Annotated in this window: 18 protein-coding genes and 1 pseudogene; 14 read left to right on the top strand and 5 right to left on the bottom strand. The window is 35.0% G+C overall.

Annotated elements, in window-relative coordinates; translation table 11 throughout:
- Nucleotides 1–81: 81 nt before the first annotated feature.
- The 6 genes from FA707_RS08150 (at nt 82) to FA707_RS08125 (ending at nt 6,501) form a co-directional block, all read left to right on the top strand.
- Complete coding sequence (locus FA707_RS08150) at nt 82–1,581, top strand: sugar ABC transporter ATP-binding protein (protein WP_136953760.1); 1,500 nt, start codon at nt 82–84, stop codon at nt 1,579–1,581.
- Complete coding sequence (locus FA707_RS08145; RefSeq protein ID WP_136953759.1) at nt 1,578–2,567, top strand: ABC transporter permease; 990 nt, start codon at nt 1,578–1,580, stop codon at nt 2,565–2,567. The genes FA707_RS08150 and FA707_RS08145 overlap by 4 nt, the downstream gene beginning before the upstream one ends.
- Nucleotides 2,568–2,581: 14 nt before the next feature.
- Nucleotides 2,582–3,616 (top strand): ABC transporter permease, encoded by a 1,035-nt coding sequence (locus FA707_RS08140; protein WP_210409616.1) that lies wholly within the window; start codon nt 2,582–2,584, stop codon nt 3,614–3,616.
- A 16-nt stretch (nt 3,617–3,632) separates the two neighbouring features.
- Nucleotides 3,633–4,715 carry a substrate-binding domain-containing protein gene (locus FA707_RS08135; RefSeq protein ID WP_136953758.1) on the top strand — a complete coding sequence of 361 codons (1,083 nt, stop codon included), beginning with the start codon at nt 3,633–3,635 and terminating at the stop codon, nt 4,713–4,715.
- Between the two features lie 25 nt (nt 4,716–4,740).
- On the top strand, nt 4,741–5,622 hold the full coding sequence (lsrF, locus tag FA707_RS08130; protein WP_136953757.1) for a 3-hydroxy-5-phosphonooxypentane-2,4-dione thiolase: 882 nt from the start codon (nt 4,741–4,743) through the stop codon (nt 5,620–5,622).
- A gap of 231 nt (nt 5,623–5,853) precedes the next feature.
- Entirely contained in the window at nt 5,854–6,501 is a 648-nt protein-coding gene (locus FA707_RS08125; RefSeq protein ID WP_246032317.1) for a PepSY domain-containing protein, read from the top strand.
- Between the two features lie 100 nt (nt 6,502–6,601).
- Here FA707_RS08125 and FA707_RS08120 read toward each other — a convergent pair whose 3' ends face one another.
- The gene (locus tag FA707_RS08120; RefSeq protein WP_136953756.1) at nt 6,602–6,874 is read right to left on the bottom strand and encodes a GNAT family N-acetyltransferase; all 273 of its coding nucleotides are present in this window, start codon (nt 6,872–6,874) and stop codon (nt 6,602–6,604) included.
- Between the two features lie 78 nt (nt 6,875–6,952).
- A complete protein-coding gene (locus FA707_RS08115) occupies nt 6,953–9,265 on the bottom strand; it encodes a helix-turn-helix domain-containing protein (RefSeq protein WP_168177382.1) in 2,313 nt (770 codons plus the stop codon).
- Nucleotides 9,266–9,475: 210 nt separating this feature from the next.
- On the opposite strand from FA707_RS08115, the gene FA707_RS08110 reads away from it, so the two are divergent.
- From FA707_RS08110 to FA707_RS08080, 7 genes are all read left to right on the top strand, one after another.
- Complete coding sequence (locus FA707_RS08110) at nt 9,476–10,669, top strand: M20 family metallopeptidase (protein WP_136953754.1); 1,194 nt, start codon at nt 9,476–9,478, stop codon at nt 10,667–10,669.
- Nucleotides 10,670–10,671: 2 nt separating this feature from the next.
- A complete protein-coding gene (locus FA707_RS08105) occupies nt 10,672–12,063 on the top strand; it encodes an MFS transporter (protein ID WP_136953753.1) in 1,392 nt (463 codons plus the stop codon).
- A 337-nt stretch (nt 12,064–12,400) separates the two neighbouring features.
- The gene (locus tag FA707_RS08100) at nt 12,401–12,922 is read left to right on the top strand and encodes a hypothetical protein (RefSeq protein WP_136953752.1); all 522 of its coding nucleotides are present in this window, start codon (nt 12,401–12,403) and stop codon (nt 12,920–12,922) included.
- A gap of 369 nt (nt 12,923–13,291) precedes the next feature.
- Entirely contained in the window at nt 13,292–14,500 is a 1,209-nt protein-coding gene (locus FA707_RS08095; RefSeq protein ID WP_136953751.1) for an NAD(P)/FAD-dependent oxidoreductase, read from the top strand.
- Nucleotides 14,501–14,594: 94 nt separating this feature from the next.
- A complete protein-coding gene (locus FA707_RS08090) occupies nt 14,595–15,485 on the top strand; it encodes a DegV family protein (protein WP_136953750.1) in 891 nt (296 codons plus the stop codon).
- 249 nt (nt 15,486–15,734) lie between these two features.
- Entirely contained in the window at nt 15,735–15,893 is a 159-nt protein-coding gene (locus tag FA707_RS08085) for a PRD domain-containing protein (RefSeq protein WP_136953749.1), read from the top strand.
- Between the two features lie 256 nt (nt 15,894–16,149).
- Nucleotides 16,150–16,794 carry an NAD(P)-dependent oxidoreductase gene (locus FA707_RS08080; protein WP_136953748.1) on the top strand — a complete coding sequence of 215 codons (645 nt, stop codon included), beginning with the start codon at nt 16,150–16,152 and terminating at the stop codon, nt 16,792–16,794.
- A gap of 66 nt (nt 16,795–16,860) precedes the next feature.
- Here the strand turns inward: FA707_RS08080 and FA707_RS08075 are convergent, their stop codons facing one another.
- On the bottom strand, nt 16,861–17,472 hold the full coding sequence (locus FA707_RS08075) for a TetR/AcrR family transcriptional regulator (protein ID WP_136953747.1): 612 nt from the start codon (nt 17,470–17,472) through the stop codon (nt 16,861–16,863).
- A gap of 175 nt (nt 17,473–17,647) precedes the next feature.
- Here FA707_RS08075 and FA707_RS08070 point away from each other — a divergent pair.
- Nucleotides 17,648–21,886, top strand: a pseudogene (locus FA707_RS08070) (acyl-CoA dehydratase activase-related protein).
- Between the two features lie 59 nt (nt 21,887–21,945).
- On the opposite strand, the gene FA707_RS08065 reads toward FA707_RS08070, so the two are convergent.
- Together FA707_RS08065 and FA707_RS08060 are read right to left on the bottom strand one after the other, a co-directional pair.
- Nucleotides 21,946–22,596, bottom strand: coding sequence for a hypothetical protein (locus tag FA707_RS08065; RefSeq protein WP_136953746.1), 651 nt, complete (start codon nt 22,594–22,596; stop codon nt 21,946–21,948).
- On the bottom strand, nt 22,571–22,936 hold the full coding sequence (locus tag FA707_RS08060; protein WP_136953745.1) for a hypothetical protein: 366 nt from the start codon (nt 22,934–22,936) through the stop codon (nt 22,571–22,573). Before FA707_RS08060 ends, FA707_RS08065 begins: the two co-directional genes overlap by 26 nt.
- Nucleotides 22,937–23,105: the final 169 nt, after the last annotated feature.

The following is a 23,105-nucleotide window of genomic DNA, read 5'->3' as shown; positions in this document are numbered from 1 at the left end:
AAAATATCAAATGTTTTTTGAAACAAAAATAATAAATTTGTTACAAAAGTAAAATAATTTATCTTTTGGAAGGTGGAATTTATGGGACAAAGTGAGTTGTTAAATTGCAAATCAATAGTCAAATCTTTTGGAGAAAATCATGTATTAAAAGGGATAGATTTATGTCTTAATCGTGGAGAAGTAATTTCTATTATTGGAGGTAATGGAGCAGGAAAAAGTACTTTAATGAAGATTATAATGGGAATTCACAAATCTGATAGTGGTGAATTATTTATTTGTGAAGAGAAAACAAATAATTTATCACCATCATTAGCAATTTCAAAGGGTATTTATCTGGTACCACAGGAACCTATGCTGTTTCCAAATATGACTGTTCTGGAAAATGTTCTATTAGGATTAAAAGGTTCTAAAATTGAAAACAAGAAGAAATTGCTTCAAATTATTGATGAACTTGGTTGGAAACTTGATATTGAAAGAAAAGCCACTACCTTAACAATTGCTGAACAACAGCTAGTTGAAATACTGAAAGGTCTAGTGAGAGAATCTAAAATTTTGATACTTGATGAGCCAACTAGTTCTTTGACTTTTAATGAGATTAAATCATTATTTAGGATGATTGAGGATTTAAAATCAAAAGGTGTAGGGTTAATATATATTACTCATAGATTAAATGAAGTATTCGAAATTTCAACGCATGTGTTAATCATGCGTGATGGAAAAGTTACATTAAAAGGTAAAGTTACAGATTTTGATAATGATATGCTAATTAAAGCTCTTTTACCCGAAGAAACTGATGATGTAAAAAGTACTATGAGTAGTAAAGAAGAGTTTAATGGAGAACAAGATAAAGTACTGCAAATTGATAAGTTGACAGGTCATGGCTTTAAAGATATTACTCTTGATCTAAGAGCTGGAGAAATATTGGGAATGGCAGGAGTTGTTGGTGCCGGAAGAACAGAATTGGCTGAAACGATTTTTGGAAAAGATGAGATATTATCTGGAAAAGTATTTGTAGGAACCAATGATATTACGGGTAAGTCAACAGAAGAAGTCATTAGATTAGGATTAAATTACGTGCCTGAAGATCGATTTAAAAATGGAATTTTTAAGATTAGTGATATTGGAATGAATATTTCAGCTTCTTCAATAGGTAATATGGGAAAAGTATTTTTAAATAGGCATTATGATCAAGTACTATTTGAAGAATATAAGCAGTCTTTCAAAATCAAAGCTTCAAGTATTGATGAAGAAATCGGTACTCTTTCTGGAGGAAACCAGCAAAAAATTGTAATCGCTAAAGCATTAGCTTCTGTTCCTAAGGTTTTAATTTTAGATGAGCCTACTAGGGGGATAGACGCGGCAGCTAGGGAAGATGTATACAAAATAATATATAGACTAAGATCTCAAGGAGTAGGAATTCTTCTGATTTCTTCTGATATGGAGGAAATTATTAAACTATCTGATAGAGCGGTTACAATGCATCGTGGGCGTATTAATTCTGAATTTGAAGGCGATGATATTAATCAGGATAATTTGATGAGTGCATCATTTGGTGTTTTGAGGGAGGAGTTAGCGGTATGAGTATAAAACTAAAAAAAATATTGAAATCAAGAGAAATTACTTCAGTGTTGTTTATTATCGGTATTTTTTTGTTAGTTGGTATATTTAATTTGAATTTTCTGTCTGCGAACAATATTTTTCAAACCATAAACGGAAGTGTAGTGTATGCTTTGGTTGCTTTAGGGATGTCTTTTGTTTTGTTCACAGGAGAAATTGATGTTTCAATTGGTGCAACCTTAGGATTTGCAGCAGCTTTAGCTGGAACTTTGATTAATAAGGGACTGCCTCTTATTTTGGTTGTTGTAATCGTTATTTTATTTGGTGTTGCTGTGGGTGTAATTAATTCTATTGGCATATTATATTTTGATATTCCTTCAATCATTATGACGTTAGGAACAAATGGCGTTATTAGAGGATTAATTTATGTGTATACTGATGGAAAGTGGATTGAAAATTTACCTCTTTCATTCAAAAATATTGCCCAAATCAAATTATTTAATGGATTCTCATTAATTTTTATTTTAGTTATTCTATTGTCCTTATGTTTTTATTTTGTTACTGAAAAAACTGAATTTGGAAAGTCTTTTAAAGCGGTTGGGGATAATATAGAAGGAGCTAGATTGATAGGGATTTCAGTTAAAAGAATTAAATATATTTCTTATATAATATGTAGTGTGTTGGCTTCTTTAGCAGGAATTTTATATGCTAGTCGTGTTGGTTTTGTTACGCCTACAGCCGGTGTAGGTTATGAAATGACTGCAATTGCAGCTTGTGTAATAGGAGGTATTAGTTTAAATGGAGGTATTGGAACAGTTTTTGGAAGCGTTTTAGGTTCGGTTATAATGACCTCAATTAGCAGAGTTTTAGTATTTCTTGGTTTTCCTTCAACATTTGATAACACAATCACAGGTTTAATATTAATAGTCATTGTAGTTTTGGGAGCGGTATTTGATAGAAGAAAATCAGAGAAATTAAGAAAAGAAAGATTAGCAGCCAAAATAGTCTAGAAAGGAATTATATTATGGAAAATGTGGAAAATATTGATTTTGGCAAAAAAAAGACAAATTATTCGAAAATGAAGTTGAAGTGGAGGTGGGAATATTTTTTAGTAGGTTTATTATTAATGGAAATAGTTGTTTTTGGGTCAATCAATAATCGTTTCTTTAATCCTGTAGTTTTGATGGGAAGTATAAATGATTTTATGCCTATATGTATCATTTCTCTTTTTGTCACTTTTGTTATTATTACTGGAGGAATGGATATCCAAGCAGGTACTATAGTAGGTCTAACATCGATATCAATTGGATTGATGTGGTCAGAGTTAGGGCTGAACATTTGGCTAGCTTGTTTAATAGGAATACTGATTGGTGCATTGTGCGGGCTTTTAAGTGGTACGTTGATCGCGAATACAGATGTACAGCCTATGGTAATCACACTGGGAGGTTCATTTTTATATTCTGGTATAGCACTAGGTGTAACAAGTTTAAGTTCAGTTGAGTCTTATAAAGGAATCAGTGGTTTTCCAGAAAGTTTTACTAACTTGTTTAGAGGAAAGACATTAGGTATTCCGAATCAAGTAATTTTATTTCTTCTACTGTGTGTAATTTCATACATTATATTACATAAGACTCAGTATGGTAGAAAAATTTTTCTGATTGGGGTAAATAGAAGTACGGCTGAATATTCAGGTATTAAAACTAATAGAATTATAGCTAGTACATATGTTTTATCAGGTATTGCAGCAGCAATAGCGGGTATAGTGTTAACTGCCTATCTTGGTACAGCGAAAGCGGATTTTGGTAAGGAATTAACTTTGCCAATTATCACAGCAGTTGTATTAGGCGGTACATCAAATTATGGAGGGAAGGGTCATGTATTAGGAACAGCTTTAGCATCGTTAGTTATTGGGATAATGAGGTTCGGATTATCAATGTCTGGACTTAATACTCAATATTTAGATATTCCAGTAGGTTTATTATTAATTGGTTCTTTGATTTTGCGCTCTTTTATTGAAAATGGTAGAATCGCTCAAAAAATAAAAAATATATTAAAATAATAATGAGGAGAAATGAATGATGAACTTAAAAAAAATTAGCATGATCGGAATGGGTTCTTTAATGATGTTAGCTTTAGCAGCTTGTGGGAATGATGATAGTGCTGGGGAAAGTAGTGGAGATAATACTATTGTATTTGTTCCGAAATTATCTGGAAACGCTTTTTTTGAATCTGGAAATGACGGCGCCCAAAAAATGGCAAAAGAACAGGGGTTCACAGTTAAATATGATGGAAATCCTGAAGCATCAGTAGCGAATCAGGTAACTATTATTAATAATGCTATTCAACAAGGCGTTGATGGTTTAGCGATTTCAGCTGTTGATGCAACAGGTTTAGATGATGTACTAAAACAAGCAAAAGAATCGGGAATTAAAGTAGTGACTTGGGATTCAGATGTATCTTCTGATGCTCGAACTTTAATGGTAGCACAGGGAACTCCAGATATTTTAGGCCAGATGTTAGTTGACATGGGGGCCGACTCATTAAAAAAACGTGGTAAAGATGCTACTAGTGAACCAATTAAGTATGTATGGCATTATTCTCAATCGACGGTTCAAGATCAAAATTCATGGCAAAAGGCAGGAGAAGATTATATTAAAAAGAACTTTCCAAACTGGGTGAATGTTGCTCCTGAAAATTATTATAGCGAACAGAATGCTGAGAAGGCGATTACTGTAGGTGAAGCAATTCTATCAGCGCATAGTGATATTGATTTAGTAATATGTAATGATTCAACAGCTCTACCAGGACAATTACAAGCTGTACAAAATAATGGATTAACAAAAGATGATGTGACTATTACAGGATTTGCATCACCTAATTCAATTAAAGATTATGCAAAAGCAGATATTATTGAAGCTTGGGGTTTGTGGGATGTAACGGTACAAGGAGGTATGGCTGTATACTTGGCGAATTATTTAGCTGAAGGTAATGAGGTTAAAGTTGGTGACAAAATTGATGTACCTAATGTAGGAACAGTTGAAGTATTAAATAATTCTGTATTATCTGAGGATGCAAAAGATAGTGAAGATTCAGGAGTGGTGATTATGCCAGAACGAACAATCTTTACAAAAGATAATGTAGATGATTTTAATTTTTAATAAAAACTAATTGGAGGAATTAATAATGGCGGATATTGATGGATTAAAAGTAGCGAAAGACTTTAAGGTAGGGACACCTGTTGTTTCAAAAGGTGATTTTTATGTGAAGGGTGCAAGTAATCTTGATTGGGGTATGAAAAAGCACCTATCAAATATCTTTAATGAAAAAAGTGGAAATAGCATGATGTTTGCATTTGACCATGGTTATTTTATGGGACCAACTTCTGGATTAGAAAGATTGGATTTAATTATCCCAGAAGTAATCGACGAAGTTGATGTTTTGATGGGAACGCGTGGTGCATTACGATCGAGTGTTGATCCAGCATGTGGAAAAGGTATTGCATTAAGAGCGACATCTGGGTCATCAATTTTATTTGATGATATGAGTCATGAGATTAATGCAGTAGATATTGAAGAAGCTATAAGATTAAATGCAGATTGTTTAGCAGTTCAAACGTTTATTGGTGCAGATGGACAATTGTCTAGTTTGAAAAACTTATCAGATATGGTGAATATTGGAAATAGATACAGTATTCCAACTATGGGTGTAGTTGCTGTTGGTAAAGATATGGAAAGAACGGATAAATTCTTTAAACTGGCTACTAGAATTGTCGCTGAGTTGGGAGCTAATATTATTAAATCATACTACTGTGATAATTTTGAAGAAGTTGTTGCAGCTTGTCCAGTGCCAATTGTAGTAGCAGGAGGGAAAAAATTACCTGAGAAAGAAGCCTTTACATTAGCATATAATGCTATTTCTAGAGGAGCTAAAGGTTTAGATATGGGAAGAAATATTTTCCAAAGTCAGCATCCAAAAGCAATGGCAAGGAGTGTTTCCAAAATTGTTCATGAAAAATATTCTGATAAAGAAGCTTATGAATATTATTTAGATTTAATCAATCAATAGTTAGTCGAAATATATTTTAAGAAAAAGGTGAAGATAAGTATTTCTTCACTTTTTTCGACTATAAAGGGATTATAAAATTTTGTGTCGTATGATGCTTGTTCTATCAAGTGTTATACGGCTTTTTTATTCTTATTACATAATCATTTTTCAGTCTAAAGTCTAATGTTTAAATTTTATTTATTGTGTATAATGTTTATATAATGAACAAAATAGGTTAGAGGAGATGATCAAATGAAAAAAGTAGTTTTAGGGGTATTAACTTTAGCAACCGTCATGACATTAGGGGCATGTAAAAATGATTCAACGAGCACTAATAATAATTCATCAAATAATGCGAGTAGCCAAGTATCTTCAGATTCTGTTAAATTAGAGAGCGATTCAGTAGCGACTGAAAATACAGCTAGCAATAATACAGCGATTGGAACAGTAAAAGATTTTGCTATTAGTTTAGAAGAAGCGATGGCTATTTATCAAAAAGAAGTACCGAATACTGATATTACAGGTATTGGTATTGATAGTTCATTTGGTAACTATTACTACGAAGTCAATGGTATGGATGATAACACTGAGTACGAGTTGAAAATTGATGTGAACAGTGGCGAAGTCAAAGAAAAACGTGACGAAAAATTAGATCGCGATGAACAAAACGGAGTCAAACGTAACGAAGATAAATTAGACTTAACTAATTTAAAAGCTTTGAAAGACATTACTGAAGTAGCGATTAATCAGGCCGGTGGTGGCGAAGCGACTGACTGGAGCCTAGACAAAGAATTATCTATTACTTATTGGGAAATTAAAGTTAAAAATGGCAACCAAGAGCATGAAGTAAAAATCAATGCGCAAACAGGCGAAGTATTAGAATCGGAATTAGACGATTAAGTTAATAATGAAAGTAATCCTACTACTCCCCGTATTGACGATTACTTTCGTTACCTATATATAACAAAAGCGTTGTGGAATAAGAGCCACAACGCTTTTGTTATTGTTGATGAACATCTTGGTACTCAAGGTGTTGTTGAAATTGTCTCTTGGCAAATGGGCATAGTGGAATAATTTTTTTGCCTTCTGCTCGAGCTTTTAATACGACTTGGTTAACTAATTGATCCCCAATTTTTTGCCCACGAAAAGCAGGATCAACAAAAGTATGATCGATAATCAAGCGTGTATCCCCTGCAATCGAAAATGTAATTTCGCCCATTTTTTGTCCAGTTTCATCCGTCATAATAAAGCCATTTGTGTGTTCGGTTATCATTCAGCATTCCCTCCTAATAAAAAGATGTTCATATAATGTCAGTATAACATTAAGTATCGCTTTATTAGTGAATGATGCTTAAGTAGCGATTGGTGTGAATTCTAATAATATAACAGCGTTTGAATCGAGTGAGAAAGAATAGTTAAAACTTTTATCAATTTCAATATCAAACACTTTTAGGTTAGGACGATTTTTAGCGTAAATATAGTCAATAGTTTCTTTATCTAAATGAGCAGTTTTTTTGAAGTCCATATAGGAGTAAAAGAGTGCACCACTTTCACGGTTAAAATCAATTTGTTTTACCTGATATTTTCCCTTGAAAATATCTTGAATTGCTAATGATAATGTTAATATGTGACTATTAATAAAGGATAATTCAGTCGATAAATGTGGATCAAAATAGTTTTCATTCCATATCATTACTTGAAATTGTTGTCCTTTCTTGGTCATAATATAAAAATCGTCTTCTTTGACAACAACACCATTCAGTCGGTTGCTAAGTTGTAAACTAAAGAAAGCGGGGCGTTTATTTTGATGGTAATGAAATAAATCTAAACCGATGCTGTTGATACTAGCTTGTAAGTTGTGGTGTTCATGACTTTCAAGATTTAGCCAAAAGCCATAACCTTCAACAAGTTTTTCTAACACTAGCAATTGTTTAGTGATCAAGGCTCCACGGAAGAACATCCCGTTATAATTGATAGTTGTACCTGTTAAGGTATTCCACTCAGTTAAATATAAAGGACAGCTAATATCATTCTCACTTAAACGGTATTTTACCCAATTAGTTTTGTTCGTTAAGTAATGATGAGCTTCGACAATACCGTCTCTAATATCAGTAGATTGTTTAAAGATATAATTCGAATCAGCTGAGTAGCTTAAAAATTGAAAATTACCAGCCAATTGTTTTAAGAAGTTGTTGATATTTATTTTAGCAAGCTCATTATCATAGGGATCTGATATAGGTAGTTTAACGCCAAATCTTATATCAGGAAAAGCATAACGAATTTGTTGATAAAATTGTTGGTAAGTTTCGATATTTGCTAATGTTACTGATTGAACGTTTATTGAAATATGCGTTAAAAATGTTTTTCCCCAGCGATTGATGATATAGTTAAAAATTTCGCTATATAACATGAGTGTTTGCTCATTAAAATTAGAAAGATTGAATTGAACCATTAGCTTGATTTGATGCTTCGTGAGAAATGATAGGGCAGTATCTAATTCTTCAAAAGCCGGAAATGAGTTTAGATGGGCATTTTTTGCTAAACGATAACTAATTGGTAGTTCAGGGAAAAAATCAAAACAACTGATGGTTGTTAATGTTTGTTGGTCTAAAAGCTCCAATAACTCAGCCTGAATATGTGCTTTATTTAAATCACTTAAATATTCCAAATGTACGATAATTTCATTCGTTTTTTTTGAACGTATAGGTTTTATAGTACTAATATTAAGATGTTTTGTTAATTGATGTAGTTCTTCAGGTTGACGTACTTGATTTTCTTTATGTGCAAGTTGATAGAGTACTGAAATCAGCTCTTTTGGTTTATTGTTTATGGACTTTGTTATAACGTTATCGGTCTTTTTTTTATGAATATGTTGTTCCCGGTATTCAGTCGGACTCATATGAAATAATAATTTAAATTGTTCTCGGTAAATTTTAGCACTATTAAAACCAACATTCAGTGCAATTTGTTCAATTGTCAAATCTGAGTAGAGCAGTTCATTGATGCTACGAGTAATTTGTAATTTTTTTAGATATTTAGAAAGATAACTACCTGTTTCCTTTTTGAAGGTCTTTGACAAGGTAGCTTCAGATAAAAAAAATTCTTCGGCGATTTGCTTGACAGTGAGCCCTTTTTGATAATGCTGATTAATAAATTGAATGATTTCTTTCGTCTGAAAGTTATCGGAATGTAGTGAAATAAAATGAGATTCTATTTTAAAATGTTCTGTCAAAGCTAAAATTATAGATTCCAAAAGAATCAATTGTTTAATAGCGCGAGTTTCTTGGAAACTAAATTCATTAATTAGCAAATCAACAAACAAGTTGGTTAATTTCGTGATGGCTTGTTGTTGGTCGTAATTAGCATCAGTAATTGGAATAATAAATTTTACTGTTAAAAAGTCTGGTAATTGAGCATTAAAAAACATCGGATTGATTTGTAAAAAAACTACAGATGAATTTGAGAGGCTATCTGCTTGAATTATCACTAGATGATTTAAATTTAAACAATAGAGTTGTCCTTTTGTTAAGTGAGATAATTCACCTTCGTCTTCAATAGTAATAGTTCCTTCTAAGACAAGTAATAGAGTTAATTGTTCTGAAAATATCCGATAATTTTTGGAAATTTTTTGATAATTTATGGTACAAAAATTTTGATTGTTCATCCAACATGCTCCTTTCATTGCTAATTCATTATAACAAATTCTCTAATATCGTTCTATTTTTGGAACGATATTTTCTATAAGGGTTATTCGTTCGTTTTTTGTGAGGATAAAAGAAAGATTCGCCATTGTTGAAAGATGTCATTCTATTAGAATGTGAACTATAGAGCAATTGTTTATATTTGTATAGAAAGTTACAGGAGGAGAAAAATAATGGACAGCTTGAAAGAAAGAATTTTTACAGAGTTAGATCAGAGAAAAGATGAAATGATTGCAATTCGTCGTCATTTACATGAATACCCAGAATTATCATTCCATGAAACTGAAACGTCTCAGTATATTCGTGATTTTTATCAAGGAAAAGATTGTAAAGTGACAGCAAATGTTGGAACAGGTTACGGTATTATCGTGGATATTCAGGGAGGAAAACCAGGTAAATCATTAGGGATTCGAGCTGATTTTGATGCCCTACCAATCGAAGAGGCAACAGGACTACCATTTGCTTCAAAAAATCCCGGTGTAATGCACGCGTGTGGTCATGATGGTCATACTGCGTATATGTTAATTTTGGCAGATACGTTAATCAAATTTAAAGACGAGTTACCTGGGATGATAAGAATTATTCATCAGCCAGCTGAAGAAGTACCACCGGGTGGATCAAAAGATATGATCGAAGGTGGTTGCTTAGAAGGAATTGAACATGTGTTAGGTATTCATGTAATGAGTACAATGGACGTTGGTAAAGTTTATTATCACAAAGGGGGAATTCATACAGGACGGGCTACTTTCAAACTAACCATTACTGGTAAAGGTGGTCATGGTTCTGCCCCTCAAGACGCCAATGACGCAATCGTAGCAGGCGCACATTTTGTAACCGTTGTGCAAACGATTGTTAGTCGTCGTGTTAGTCCATTTGATGCTGTTACAGTTACCATTGGTTCATTTGATGGTAAAGGTTCAGCTAATGTTATTAAAGAAAGTGTTAGTTTGGAAGGTGACATTCGTTTAATGAATGAAGACAATCGCCCAATTGTGGAGAAACAATTTAAACAAATTTTAGAGGGAATTGCTCAAACATTCGGGGTTAGTTATGAACTTGATTATGGGAATGATTATCCTGTATGCATGAATGATCCAGAACTAACCGATAAAGTGGTTAGTGCGATCCAATCAGCTAATATTACAGAAATTAGAGGTGTGGAAGATGCTGGACCACAAACAGCTTCAGAAGATTTTTCGTATTATGCCTTAGAACGTCCGAGCTGCTTCTTCTGGGTGGGAGCTCATACGCCAGGCACACCAATTTATCCTCATCATAATCCAAAGTTCACAATTGATGAGAAAGCATTAATTATTTCAGCAAAATCAATGGCCAGCGCAGTTTTAGCTTGCTTAGAAGAGGTGTAGAGATGGAATCAACTGTAAGAAAAGAAAACGTGAATTTTCGCGGTAATAATCGATTATTAATAGGAATTGTGTTTAGTGTTTTAACATTTTGGTTATTTGCGCAATCATTGGTAAACATGGCCCCACAGGTACAAGCTGATTTAGGACTATCATCAGGTACGTTAAGTATGGGGGTATCAGCTACTAGTTTAGCTTCAGGGATTTTCATCGTAGTCGCTGGAGGGATGGCTGATAAATTAGGTCGTGTTAAATTAACTTATATCGGGTTACTATTAAATATTATTGGTTCGTTAGCGCTAGTCTTAGCAACAGGAGGTACGTTGTTTATTATCGGTCGTGCCTTACAAGGGTTATCCGCTGCCTGTATCATGCCAGCAACTATGGCATTAGTTAAAACTTATTATGAAGGTGAGGAGCGTCAAAAAGCCTTAAGCTTTTGGTCGATTGGATCATGGGGAGGATCAGGATTCTGTTCATTCTTTGGTGGAGCGATAGCTACTTCATTAGGATGGCGTTATGTGTTTATTTTTTCAATTATTATTTCAATTCTTAGTGGCTTATTAATAATGGGGACGCCAGAATCAGTTTCAAACGAAAAATCAAACGGTCGCTTTGATTATGTCGGCTTAATTTTATTTGTTGTTTCTATGTTATCGTTAAATATCATTGTAAGTAAAGGTTCAGCAATGGGATGGACAAGTGTTCAAACGCTAGGTTTAGCAGTCGTTGTATTAGTAGGATTGTTTACGTTTATTAAAGTCGAAAAGGCTAATGATAATAGTTTTGTAGATTTTTCATTATTTGAAAACAAAGGTTATTTGGGAGCTACCATTTCTAATTTTCTGTTAAATGCTGTAGCTGGAACAATGATTGTCATTAATTCTTATGTGCAACAAGGACGAGGTTTATCTGCGGGTAAAACTGGAATGCTATCGATTGGATACTTAGTAACAGTATTAATTACCATTAGAATTGGCGAAAAGCTATTACAAAAAATGGGAGCTAAAAAACCTATGATTTCAGGAGCTATTATCGCTGGTATCGGAATTTCTTTAATGTCATTGACCCTTATTGAAGGAACATTGTTCTTAGGATTAGTATTTGTAGGCTATGCTTTATACGGTATTGGTTTAGGCATCTATGCAACACCTTCAACTGATACGGCTCTTTCAAGTGTCCCAATGGAAAAAGCGGGTGTCGCTTCTGGTATTTACAAAATGGCAAGTTCACTAGGAGGAGCACTAGGTGTTGCTATTTCATCAACAATCTACAATAGCATAAGTCAATCAGGGAATCATGCTAATGGGGCTACAATGGGCTTGATGATTAATGTAGTATTTTGTATTTTAGCGGTTATTTCAATTGTTTTTGTTATCCCTAATAAAAAACGTTAAAATCTTATCCATTCATATATTTATAGGAGCTTAATCTAATGGATTTAGCTCCTATTTTAATTATTATGTTATGAAGAAGATTAAGTTGCTATGTTGTATTATTGAAAATCCTATTTTATATAATGAAAAATTTGATGAAAAAGAACGAGTTTTCTATCACTAACAAGAAGTTTCTTTAGGCATTATCGTCAGCCCTAATACAATAGTGATGAATAATATAAGACTTACTTTAAATCCGTCTTATTCAAAGACCAATTAAATTATTATATAAAAACTCTAATAATTTAATTATATTGTTGTTATAATAAAAGAACAATTAAAGAGATGAGGTTCAATCATGAAAGAAAATTTTGATCAAGAATTTGATAAACTGATGGACTTATTTAAAGAGAATATTGATTTATTTGAACAGATTATATCAGATTTAACCCAAACAGGTATCAAACGCAGAATTGATATTGAGTTAGAAGAGTTTTCGGAATTTACAGGGTTAGATGGCAATAAAGAGTGGCAACAGCAAGATTTTGAACACTTATTTTCAACGCTGAGCCACTTATTTAGTGAAGAGATGGCAGCTATTATGTATGATGAAAATTATAGCTTAGGGTTTGAAGTTTCTAAATATTTGTATAATAAACTACTGCCAATTGGAATGCAGCCCTATTTTATCAACTATAACAAAGAAACATTTGAATTTTTTCATCAGACATGGAAAAAATGCTATCACGGGGGTAGTAAAAGCCTAAAAAAAGAAATGATGAAGTGGTTGAAATCAGAAAGAGAGGACATTCGAATAGAAAACGCAATTGGTCAATGGCGAGGGATATATATACTTATGTATAGTCATGAAAGTTCTTGATAGAGATGTTAATTCCTGTTTTAGGCTTATGCCATTTACTTTTTAATAGTCATACTTTTATTGTTATTAAAACATTACGCAAAATGTAAACGTTTTTAATTTGGTTTGTAATTTATTCACATAATCATAGGCATTTTATTTGAATTTGATGCTTTATTTTAGTAGTATAGTTATTGCTTTGCCGAATGTAGTGTGGATTGCTAAAGCAGTAGTCGGATCGAGAACTTTGTGAAAACATGTCGTGAAGTGATTAAATAACCATTGATTAGCAAACTAGACTATTTTTGGAGAAGCATCTAAAAATCGGTACGCATTTATTCGAGGATTTTATAACATTATCAATATAATAGAAAGAAGTGGAATTTAGTTATGAAAGAAGTAGTTATCTTAGGAGCCGGTTATGCTGGTTTAAGTACACTGAAAGCTCTACAAAAAAAAGCAGGAGATTTCCATATTACGTTAGTGGATCAAAATGATTATCACTATGAAGCAACTGCTTTACACGAAGTGGCTGCAGGAACAGTACCAAAAGAAAAAATTACTTATCCTATCAAAGAAGTTGTAAACACTAAAGTGACAACTTTCTTACAAGACCGCGTTGTTAAAATCAATACTGATAAACAAGAAGTAGAATTAGAAAACAACACTGCTCTTAAATATGATTATTTAGTTGTGGCATTAGGCTTCCGTTCTGAAACATTTGGTATCTCAGGTGCTGAAGAAAATGCTTTAGAAATGGTTAACATTGAATCAGCTGTTAACATCAACAATCATATCAATGCAATGTTGAAAAAATATAAAGAAACACAAGATAAAAAATACTTGAAATTTGTCGTTTGTGGCGCAGGTTTCACAGGAATCGAGTTATTAGGTTCATTAGCTGAAATGAAACCTAAATATGCGAAAGTAGCTGGCGTTAAACCAGAAGAAATCGAAATTTACTGTGTGGAAGCAGCTACACGCTTATTACCAATGTTCAACGAAAAATTAGCGAACTTTGCAATTGGTAAATTAGAAGGTTTAGGCGTTAAGTTATTAACAGGAAAACCAATTAAAGGCATCAAACCAGAAACAGTTGTTTATCAAGACAACGCTGAAACAGAAGAATTAGCTGAATTAGAAGCAGCAACAATTATTTGGACAACAGGTGTTAGCGGAAGCTTTGTTATGGGTGAATCAGGGTTTGCAGAACGTCGTGGCCGCGTAATGGTTGGCGAAGACTTACGTGATCCAGATCATGAAAATGTTTATATTATCGGTGATGTGTCAGCAGTTATGGATCCAGAATCAGGTCGTCCATTCCCAACAACAGCGCAAATCGCTTTAAAAATGGGTGATTTCACAGCACACAACATTTTACGCCAATTAAATAATCAAGCAACTGAAACATTCACATTCAAGTCTCAAGGATCTGTTGCGTCAATCGGTAACACTATCGGTTTAGGTCAAGTTGGTAACACATCAGTTAAAGGTTACCCAGCATCATTCTTGAAAAAAATCATCATGAATAAATCACTTGCTGCAACAGGTGGTATGAAACAAATGTTTGCTAAAGGACGTTTCGATTTATATCACTAAGATCAATCAATCGGTTTAACTAAAAGGCACCCAAAATGGGTGCCTTTTATCTATCCATATTAGTTTTTTAAAGAGATAAGGGGAATAACATATTATGCAACAAAGCTATACATTAACATGCGGTTCAACAGCCGATATGCCAAAAGAATTTTTTGACGAACGTGACATTCACTATTCAAGTTTCCATTTTACGATTGATGGTCAAGAATACTTGGATGATTTAGGTCAATCAATGTCATTTGAGGCGTTTTATCAGAAAATAAAAGCCGGTTCAATGCCAATTACCTCTCAAAGTAATCCAGATGACTACACAAAATTCTTTGAACCATTTTTAGCACAAGGCCAAGATATTTTACATTTATCATTTTCATCAGGTTTATCAGGGGATTATCAATCAGCATGTATTGCTCAAGAAATATTAGCTGATCAATATCCTGAACGCCAAATAGTTGTGATTGATACTCTGGGTGCTTCATCAGGCTACGGTCTACTCGTTGCAACGGCTGCTGATATGCGTGATCAAGGCAAACCATTGGAAGAGGTGGCTAAGTGGGTGAAAGATAATCGTTTAAACTTACACCATTGGTTCTTCTCGACAGATTTAACGCATTATCAACGTGGTGGTAGGATTAGTGCCACGTCAGCTGCAATCGGTGGATTATTAAATATTTGTCCGTTAATGAATATGAATAATGAAGGAAAATTAATTCCACGTACTAAAGTTCGTGGTAAGAAAAAAGTTATTAAAGCTATCGTTAATGAAGTGAAACAACATGCACAAAATGGTGAAAACTATTCAGGTAAATGTTATATTTCACATTCTGATTGCATTAAAGATGCCCAAGAAGTAGCTGGTTTAATCGAAGCAACATTCCCAAATTTAGATGGTAATGTGCAAATTAACAGTGTTGGTACAGTGATTGGTTCACATACTGGACCAGGAACTGTCGCAGTCTTTTTCTTTGGTGATGAGCGTGGCGAATAAATCATTATCACTAAAAAACGTCCGTTGAAGGGCGTTTTTTTGTTAAATAACAAGAAAAATATAAACTATTATTATGTTTTTATTGATAGCGTTTTCTTGTGTTGTTAATATAAACATATCATTACAAGGAGCTGTCATTCCAACCGAAAAATTGAAGCAACCTTTGTGATGAACGATGAGCAACAGGTTGAAAGGTTCGATTCGTTTTTACAAAAAGTTGATGAATGTGTCATTTAAGTCACCACTGAAATTATTGATTGGGCGAAACGAGAATGGCAGTGTGAATTTCAAGATAGCTTGTTGTTATCGCTAGCGGATCATCTTGATTTTGCGATTGCGCGTCATCAACAAGGAATTGAAGTGCCAAATCATCCACTTCATTTAGAAGTGAAACGAATTTATCCATAAGAATATCAAGGTGTCAAGCAGGCGATGGCCTTAATTAATCATAAATTAGAGCTAGAACTACCACTTGCAAAAGATAAACGACAAATGGAAAAAAGTAAACGATAAAAAGGTTAGTTGTAAAATTTGAACACATAGAAGAATGAAGAATGAGGGATGAAAATGTTAGGAATTTCAGTTAAAGACAAAATCGATTCAAACGTGATAGTATCAAGATAGTAGAAATGAGTTAAATTGAAATGTTAGGAAGGAGAGAACAATGAATCTTTTAATTATTGGGGCAACGGGTCAGACTGGTCAGGAACTTGTCACACAAGCTTTAGCAAGTGGTCATCAAGTGACGGTTTATATTAGAAAGTCTTGGCCATTACTAACACATGCCGATCTTAAAATTATTACGGGTCAATTGACAGAAAAAGACAAACTTGTGTCGGCTATGCGTCAACAGGATGCTGTCTTAGTGACCTTAGGCAATCCAAAGTCTAACAAAAGTGCCCCTCTGTTTGAAACAGTGATGCCAGTCATAATTAACGCAATGGAACAAGTAGGGCTTAAGCGGATTATTAAGATGTCAGCGATGGGCGTGGGAGAGACGTTTGTGAATGCCCCGCTACATTATAAGATCGCAGCGAAAACCTTTTTGAAGGGAGCTTTTACCGATCATGAGCGGGGAGAACAGCTGTTAATGAGCAGCTCACTTAATTGGACAACACTTCATCCAGAAATTCTAGTGGATAAGCAAAAAACGGTTCAACCTTATGTGGCTTTATCAAGAACGAATCTTAAAATGCCAATCAATTCAACCACGCGTCGTGTCGATGTTGCACAGGTCATGCTTAGTCTTTTGAATGATGAAACGACATATGAACGGCAAGTATTGATGTGTTCTAAACAAAGTCATTAAAAATAAGATATTCTGTTAACTAAAATCAACCTGTGAGATAAGTGTAGTCCTTGTTTCATAGTTTTTTTAACCTTGTTCAATCGTCACGCCCATCACGGTTAGATGTCCATTTCCGACTAATTTAATGACTAAGCGTGCCATGTGATCAGGTGGGAACTGGCTGTCTGAAGTAATCCACCAATGGACGACGCCTAAGAAAATCGAGGTCATGTATTCAATGATAAAACTAATCGGCACTTCGATATCGTTTTCAGTGATTTTCAGTTTATTAAAGATAACGGTGTAGCGTTGTTCCAATAAAGTCATCATCTGTTTACGGAATAAATACGCCGAGTTGCTCTCTGTATAAGACAGGAAAAAATGTTTGTTTTCGTATATTTCTTGAAAGATTTTAGTTAACAACTCTTCTAAATTTTTGATTTTGACGGTATTGCCGTTCAGTAGTGGTTCTGTGTCGAGAATATCGACAAAGCCTTTCACAATGATATCTAGAATATACTCGGACAATTCTTGTTTGTCTTTGAAATGAGCATAGAACGTGCCCCGATTAATCATTGCACGATCAGTAATGTCTTGAATCGTGATATGGTCCTCATCTTTAACTTGGCAGAGCGCCACGTATGATTCAACAATCATTTTTTTTGTACGTAAAACGCGTAAATCGATTTTTTTCTTCATTTTTTTGCCACCTTTTTGGGAAGTTATCCAACAGATGATTGCGCTGTGTTGGTTATCTGACAAACTGCTTAAGATTGATCATTGTATTTATTTTCACATGTATTAAGATAATTATAACAAACGCAGTGTTGGGTAATCAACAAGTTGTTGGGTTATATAAAAAGGTGGGAATAATATGATGTTGAGATTGGGAATAGATGCCGGTTCGACCACGGTTAAGGTAGTTGCATTTAATCAAGATAATCAAATGGTGTTTTCTAAATATGAACGCCACTTTTCTAATGTTAAAGCGACGATAATAGCGGTATTAAAAGAAATAAAACAAACGTTTCACAATCAAGAAGTATCGCTGACAATGACGGGTTCAGCTGGTATGGGGCTAGCAGATTCAATTAATGCTCCTTTTGTTCAGGAGGTGATCGCCTGTACAACGACGGTGGAGCAATTGATTCCAGAAACTGATGTCGTGATTGAATTAGGTGGCGAAGACGCTAAAATTACTTTTTTTGAAGGTTCACTTGAGCAACGCATGAACGGTACGTGTGCTGGTGGAACGGGCGCGTTTATTGATCAGATGGCCGCTCTTTTAAAAACCGATGCCAATGGCGTAAATGAACTAGCTAAAAACTATCAGACCATCTATCCGATTGCCTCACGTTGCGGGGTTTTTGCAAAAACGGATATTCAGCCATTAATTAATGAGGGCGCGGATCAAGCAGATATCGCTGCCAGTATTTTTCAAGCAGTGGTCAATCAAACGATAGCCGGTTTAGCTGCGGGTCGCAAAATCAAAGGCAAAATAGCTTTTTTAGGTGGGCCACTTTATTTCATGAGTGAGTTACGTCGCCGTTTTATCGAGACGCTTGATATTAAAAAAGAGGACGTTGTCTTTCCTGATAATCCCCAATTATTCGTGGCAATTGGAGCGGCTTTGATGTGTCAAACGCAGATGTCAGAAGGTGCACTTACGCTTGAAGAAGTATTAGCACGTTTGGCGGAAGAAACGAATATTGTCGTCGAAGAAGTCGAAGGTTTACCGAGACTGTTCAAAAGTACGGAAGAATTAAAAATTTTTAGAGAGCGACATGCTTTGGCACAAGCTGAAACAGCTGATTTGGCGAAATATCGAGGACCAGTTTTTTTAGGAATTGATGCGGGTTCAACGACTACTAAAGTCGTGTTACTTGATGACGAGGGGCGTATGTTATTCCAACATTATGGCAATAATGAAGGAGATCCGCTTGCGACAACGATGCGCGTAATTCGCGAGATTTATCAACAGTTACCGACACAAGTCTTTATTGGTAAAGCAGCGGTCACTGGTTACGGTGAACATTTGATTAAACATGCGCTTAAAATTGATCTTGGTGAAGTCGAAACGATGGCCCATTACAAAGCGGCTAATAAGTTTTATCCAGGCGTTGATTTTATTCTCGATATTGGTGGTCAAGATATGAAGGCGATGAAAGTCAAAGAGGGTGTTTTGACATCGATTCAATTGAATGAAGCCTGTTCGTCAGGCTGTGGTTCATTTATCGAAACATTTGCGAAGTCACTAAACTATGGCGTAGAAGAGTTTGCTGAGTTGGCAGTTCAATCACGTAATCCGGTTGATTTAGGCTCGCGTTGTACGGTCTTTATGAACTCGAAAGTCAAACAAGTTCAAAAAGAAGGCGCAACAGTCGGTGATATTTCAGCTGGTTTGTCTTATTCGGTTATCAAAAACGCGATTTACAAAGTGATTAAAGTTCGTCGGCCCGAAGATTTAGGACAGAAGATAGTGTGCCAAGGCGGGACGTTTTATAACGAAGCGGTTTTGCGAGCCTTCGAATTAACAACCGGTCAAGAAGTCGTCCGTCCGTCGATTGCCGGCTTAATGGGTGCATACGGGGCAGCCTTAATTGCCTTAGAAAATTATGAACCTAATGAGGTGAGTTCGCTAATTAGTTTAGAGGAGATGGCTGATTTTACTTCTGAGAACACCCATACAAATTGTGGTTTGTGTGAAAATAACTGTATGTTAACAGTGACGATGTTTTCTGATGGCCGTCAATTTATTTCAGGTAATCGTTGTGAACGCGGGGCAAAAATTAAAGTTGCCCGTGATGATCGACGTGAAAACTTAGTTGACTATAAATATCGCCGTTTGTTTAAGTACCGCTCATTAACGAATAAAAAACAAACCCGTGGAGTGATTGGGATTCCACGTGTCTTAAATATGTATGAAAATTATCCTTTATGGCATACGATTTTTACTGATTTAGGATTTAGAGTCGTGTTATCACCACGTTCAGATAAAGAATTGTACGAACTAGGAATTGAAACCATTTCAAGCGATACTGTGTGTTACCCAGCTTAATTGGTACATGGTCATATTCAAGCTTTGATTAATCAAGATGTACCACTCATTTTTTATCCAGGTGTTATTTTTGAGCAAGAAGAATTTGCAGGGGCAGATAATCATTTTAATTGCCCGATTGTCCAAAGTTATCCTGATGTGATTAAAAATAACGTCGATGAAATTCGTGAAGGGAAAGTCGATTATCGTCGTCCGTTCTTAAATTTAGCGAATCCCAAGTCAGTGATTCACGTATTAAGTGAGACGTTTAAAGATTTAGGGATTACTAAAGAAGAAATGGCTAGCGCAGTCGCGCATGGCTTAAAGGAGATGGCCCAGTTTAAGGCCGATATTCAGCAAAAAGGTGAAGCCGTAATAGAAAAGCTAATTGCCAACAATCAAAAAGGAATTGTCTTAGCTGGCAGACCTTATCATATCGATCCAGAAATCAATCACGGGATTGCTAACATTATCAATCAAGAAGGTTTCCACGTTTTAACCGAAGATGCTGTTTCGCATTTAGAAAATGTTGGAGATTTACGTGTGGTTAATCAGTGGACCTACCATTCGCGTCTCTATGCAGCAGCAAAACTAGTGGCTAAAACACCAGCCTTAGAACTTGTGCAACTTAACTCATTTGGATGTGGGATTGATGCCGTAACCACTGACCAAGTTGAAGAAATTATGGCCCAGTATGATCGTATATATACCGTACTAAAAATCGACGAAGGGTCTAATCTAGGTGCGATTCGTATTCGTTTGCGTTCACTCAAAGCGTCAGTTAAAGAACGCGACAAACGTCATTACGTACCGACTAAACAATTTGAAACGGAAGAAAAAATTATTTTTACAAAAGAAATGAGTAAGAAGCATACCCTATTACTGCCAATGCTAAGCCCAATTCATCAAAAAGGATTGGTCGATTTAGCTTTGCAAGAGGCAGGCTATTATGTCGTTTGTTTACCGTCAGAAGATCGCCAAGCAGTCGATGTTGGTCTAAAATATGTTAATAATGATTCGTGTTATCCAGCGATTATTTCAATTGGTCAATTAATAAAGGCTTTGCAGAGCGGGCAGTATGACTTAGATAATGTTAGTGTTATGATGACCCAAACAGGTGGTGGTTGTCGGGCAACCAACTACATTCCGCTACTTAGAAAAGCGTTAAAAGATGCTGGTTTTGGCCAAGTCCCTGTTGTCTCAATTTCAATGGGCAATAAAGGAGTTGAACATCAGCCTGGTTTCAAATTGACACTCCCAATTTTAAAAAGTCTAGCGATTGCCTTTTTATATGGTGATTTGTTTGAACGCGTCGTTTATCGCACGCGCCCATATGAAGTCGCACCAGGTTCCGTTGATGCGCTACATCAAAAATGGTTAAAGCAAATCGAGCCGAGTATTCGTAGTGGTTCCTACAAACAATTCAGAAAAAATATGCAAGCGATTATCGAAGATTTCGATACGATTCCGCTAACTAACACAGTCAAACCAAAAGTCGGCATTGTTGGGGAGATTTTAGTGAAATACTCACCTGTTGCCAATAACGATATTGTCCGTGTGCTAGAAAATGAAGGGGCTGAAGCGGTCGTTCTTGATATCGCAGGTTTCTTATTATATTCACTTTATAATAACGTGTGGCGACAAGCTAATATCGGTGGCTCGCTGAAAAGTAAATGGATTGCCGAATTTGCGATTAAAGCAGTTGAGCAATGTCAAAAACCAATGGATAAAGCGTTGAGAAAATCAGCGAGATTTACTGGTTTAACCAAAATTGAAGCATTAGCTGACGCAGCTAGTGAGATTTTATCCATTGGTAATCATACCGGTGAAGGTTGGTTCCTAACAGGTGAAATGATTGAGTTACTGAACAAAGGTGTCCATAATATTGTCTGTTTACAACCATTCGGCTGTCTACCAAATCATGTCGTTGGTAAAGGCGTAATTAAAGAGCTACGCTCACGCTATCAAATGGCTAACATTACGCCCGTTGACTATGACCCTGGCGCGTCAATTGTTAATCAGTTGAACCGTATTAAATTAATGATGGCAACAGCGAATAAACATATTGAAGTCTGAATAACTAAACACGCTAAGATTGAGGCGTTTATACCTTAATCTTAGCGTGTTTACTTGTTTTATTTGATAATTAGGGCAATTATGAGTCCTATAATAATTAATAGCATCATAGCACTGCTTTTTTTCATCAAGTTAGTGGTTTCTTTCGGATTGTAAACCTCTATATCATCGAATTTTACCGCATCTTTCGCCTTTAGCATCGTTTCGACATCTTTTAATAAACTAGCATTTCCCGGCGAGTCAGATAACATATGTTGAGCATAGGGGAAGACTAAAACATGCTCTGGTTCGGCATGTAACATATCTTGATACCAGGTATTAACATCTATTTGATAGTGTTCCTTAGGGATTTTTAGAGCTTTTCCGACTTCTTTTGGATCGAATTTTAATGAAAAAACGTCAGGACTATTGTTCGATAGTTCCTTGCCGTATCCAATCGAAAGGTTACCATATAGCCATAGTTCTTCATCCATTTGGGTTGAAATACCACTTGGAATATTGCAATCATAAACGAGTTCATTCGTAGCATTTGCTCGTTTGACGTCGACAATAACATGACCATCGAAATCAGTTGTGATAATAGAGCGTTCAGTAGTCGGACTAATCAAACCACCTTTTTTATCGTAGCTGATTGTATTCGTATCATAATCTACAATTACCCATGTCAAAAGACCGGTTGTCTTATCACGTGCGACTAAGTAAAACTCCATCCGTTGTCCCCAAAAAAGCACTGGTATGTACATTGAACGAGCCAAAAAGCGCATAGTACTGAGGTTCTTCATCCTTTATTACACGACTTTTAACCATTTCAAAGTTATCAGAAAGTAAGGCATTGGCTTTTTCTACATCATGGACTTTATAACATAAAAATGAACTATAGGGTTCAACGACAAAGCCCATATAAGGTGTTTTGTTGGCATTTTTTTCAATAATTTTATTCTGATATTTAGTTGGTAACATCGTTAAAAATTGTTGTAAAAAATGAATAGAACCCACGTTTATTGGATCTACTAACTTTTCAATATTTTTGGTAAAATCAAATTTTTTCATAAAGTTCCTCCTCGAGATGCTATTAAACTGTTTTTTTATTAATGAGTTAGTGACAAGAATAATGGTAAAAAAACGTATTTATATATTTAAAGTATACCACTCTCTCTTTAAAGAACCATTTTTTAAACCTTGTTGAATAATAAGAATGAGGTAGCTAGAATAATTAATG

The organism is Vagococcus zengguangii (assembly GCF_005145005.1).
GTDB lineage: Bacteria > Bacillota > Bacilli > Lactobacillales > Vagococcaceae > Vagococcus_A > Vagococcus_A zengguangii.
This window is presented reverse-complemented; position numbering and strand designations above follow the sequence as displayed.

Bases quoted from the DNA above. Each gene is read 5' to 3' on its own strand.
- FA707_RS08140 (WP_210409616.1), top strand. From the start codon at position 2,582: ATGGAAAATGTGGAAAATATTGATTTTGGCAAAAAAAAGACAAATTAT.
- FA707_RS08105 (WP_136953753.1), top strand. From the start codon at position 10,672: ATGGAATCAACTGTAAGAAAAGAAAACGTGAATTTTCGCGGTAATAAT.
- FA707_RS08060 (WP_136953745.1), bottom strand. From the start codon at position 22,936: ATGAAAAAATTTGATTTTACCAAAAATATTGAAAAGTTAGTAGATCCA.
- FA707_RS08100 (WP_136953752.1), top strand. From the start codon at position 12,401: ATGAAAGAAAATTTTGATCAAGAATTTGATAAACTGATGGACTTATTT.
- lsrF (WP_136953757.1), top strand. From the start codon at position 4,741: ATGGCGGATATTGATGGATTAAAAGTAGCGAAAGACTTTAAGGTAGGG.
- FA707_RS08150 (WP_136953760.1), top strand. From the start codon at position 82: ATGGGACAAAGTGAGTTGTTAAATTGCAAATCAATAGTCAAATCTTTT.
- FA707_RS08075 (WP_136953747.1), bottom strand. From the start codon at position 17,472: ATGAAGAAAAAAATCGATTTACGCGTTTTACGTACAAAAAAAATGATT.
- FA707_RS08125 (WP_246032317.1), top strand. From the start codon at position 5,854: ATGAAAAAAGTAGTTTTAGGGGTATTAACTTTAGCAACCGTCATGACA.
- FA707_RS08065 (WP_136953746.1), bottom strand. From the start codon at position 22,596: ATGGAGTTTTACTTAGTCGCACGTGATAAGACAACCGGTCTTTTGACA.
- FA707_RS08115 (WP_168177382.1), bottom strand. From the start codon at position 9,265: ATGAACAATCAAAATTTTTGTACCATAAATTATCAAAAAATTTCCAAA.
- FA707_RS08095 (WP_136953751.1), top strand. From the start codon at position 13,292: ATGAAAGAAGTAGTTATCTTAGGAGCCGGTTATGCTGGTTTAAGTACA.
- FA707_RS08090 (WP_136953750.1), top strand. From the start codon at position 14,595: ATGCAACAAAGCTATACATTAACATGCGGTTCAACAGCCGATATGCCA.
- FA707_RS08080 (WP_136953748.1), top strand. From the start codon at position 16,150: ATGAATCTTTTAATTATTGGGGCAACGGGTCAGACTGGTCAGGAACTT.
- FA707_RS08135 (WP_136953758.1), top strand. From the start codon at position 3,633: ATGATGAACTTAAAAAAAATTAGCATGATCGGAATGGGTTCTTTAATG.
- FA707_RS08120 (WP_136953756.1), bottom strand. From the start codon at position 6,874: ATGATAACCGAACACACAAATGGCTTTATTATGACGGATGAAACTGGA.
- FA707_RS08145 (WP_136953759.1), top strand. From the start codon at position 1,578: ATGAGTATAAAACTAAAAAAAATATTGAAATCAAGAGAAATTACTTCA.
- FA707_RS08110 (WP_136953754.1), top strand. From the start codon at position 9,476: ATGGACAGCTTGAAAGAAAGAATTTTTACAGAGTTAGATCAGAGAAAA.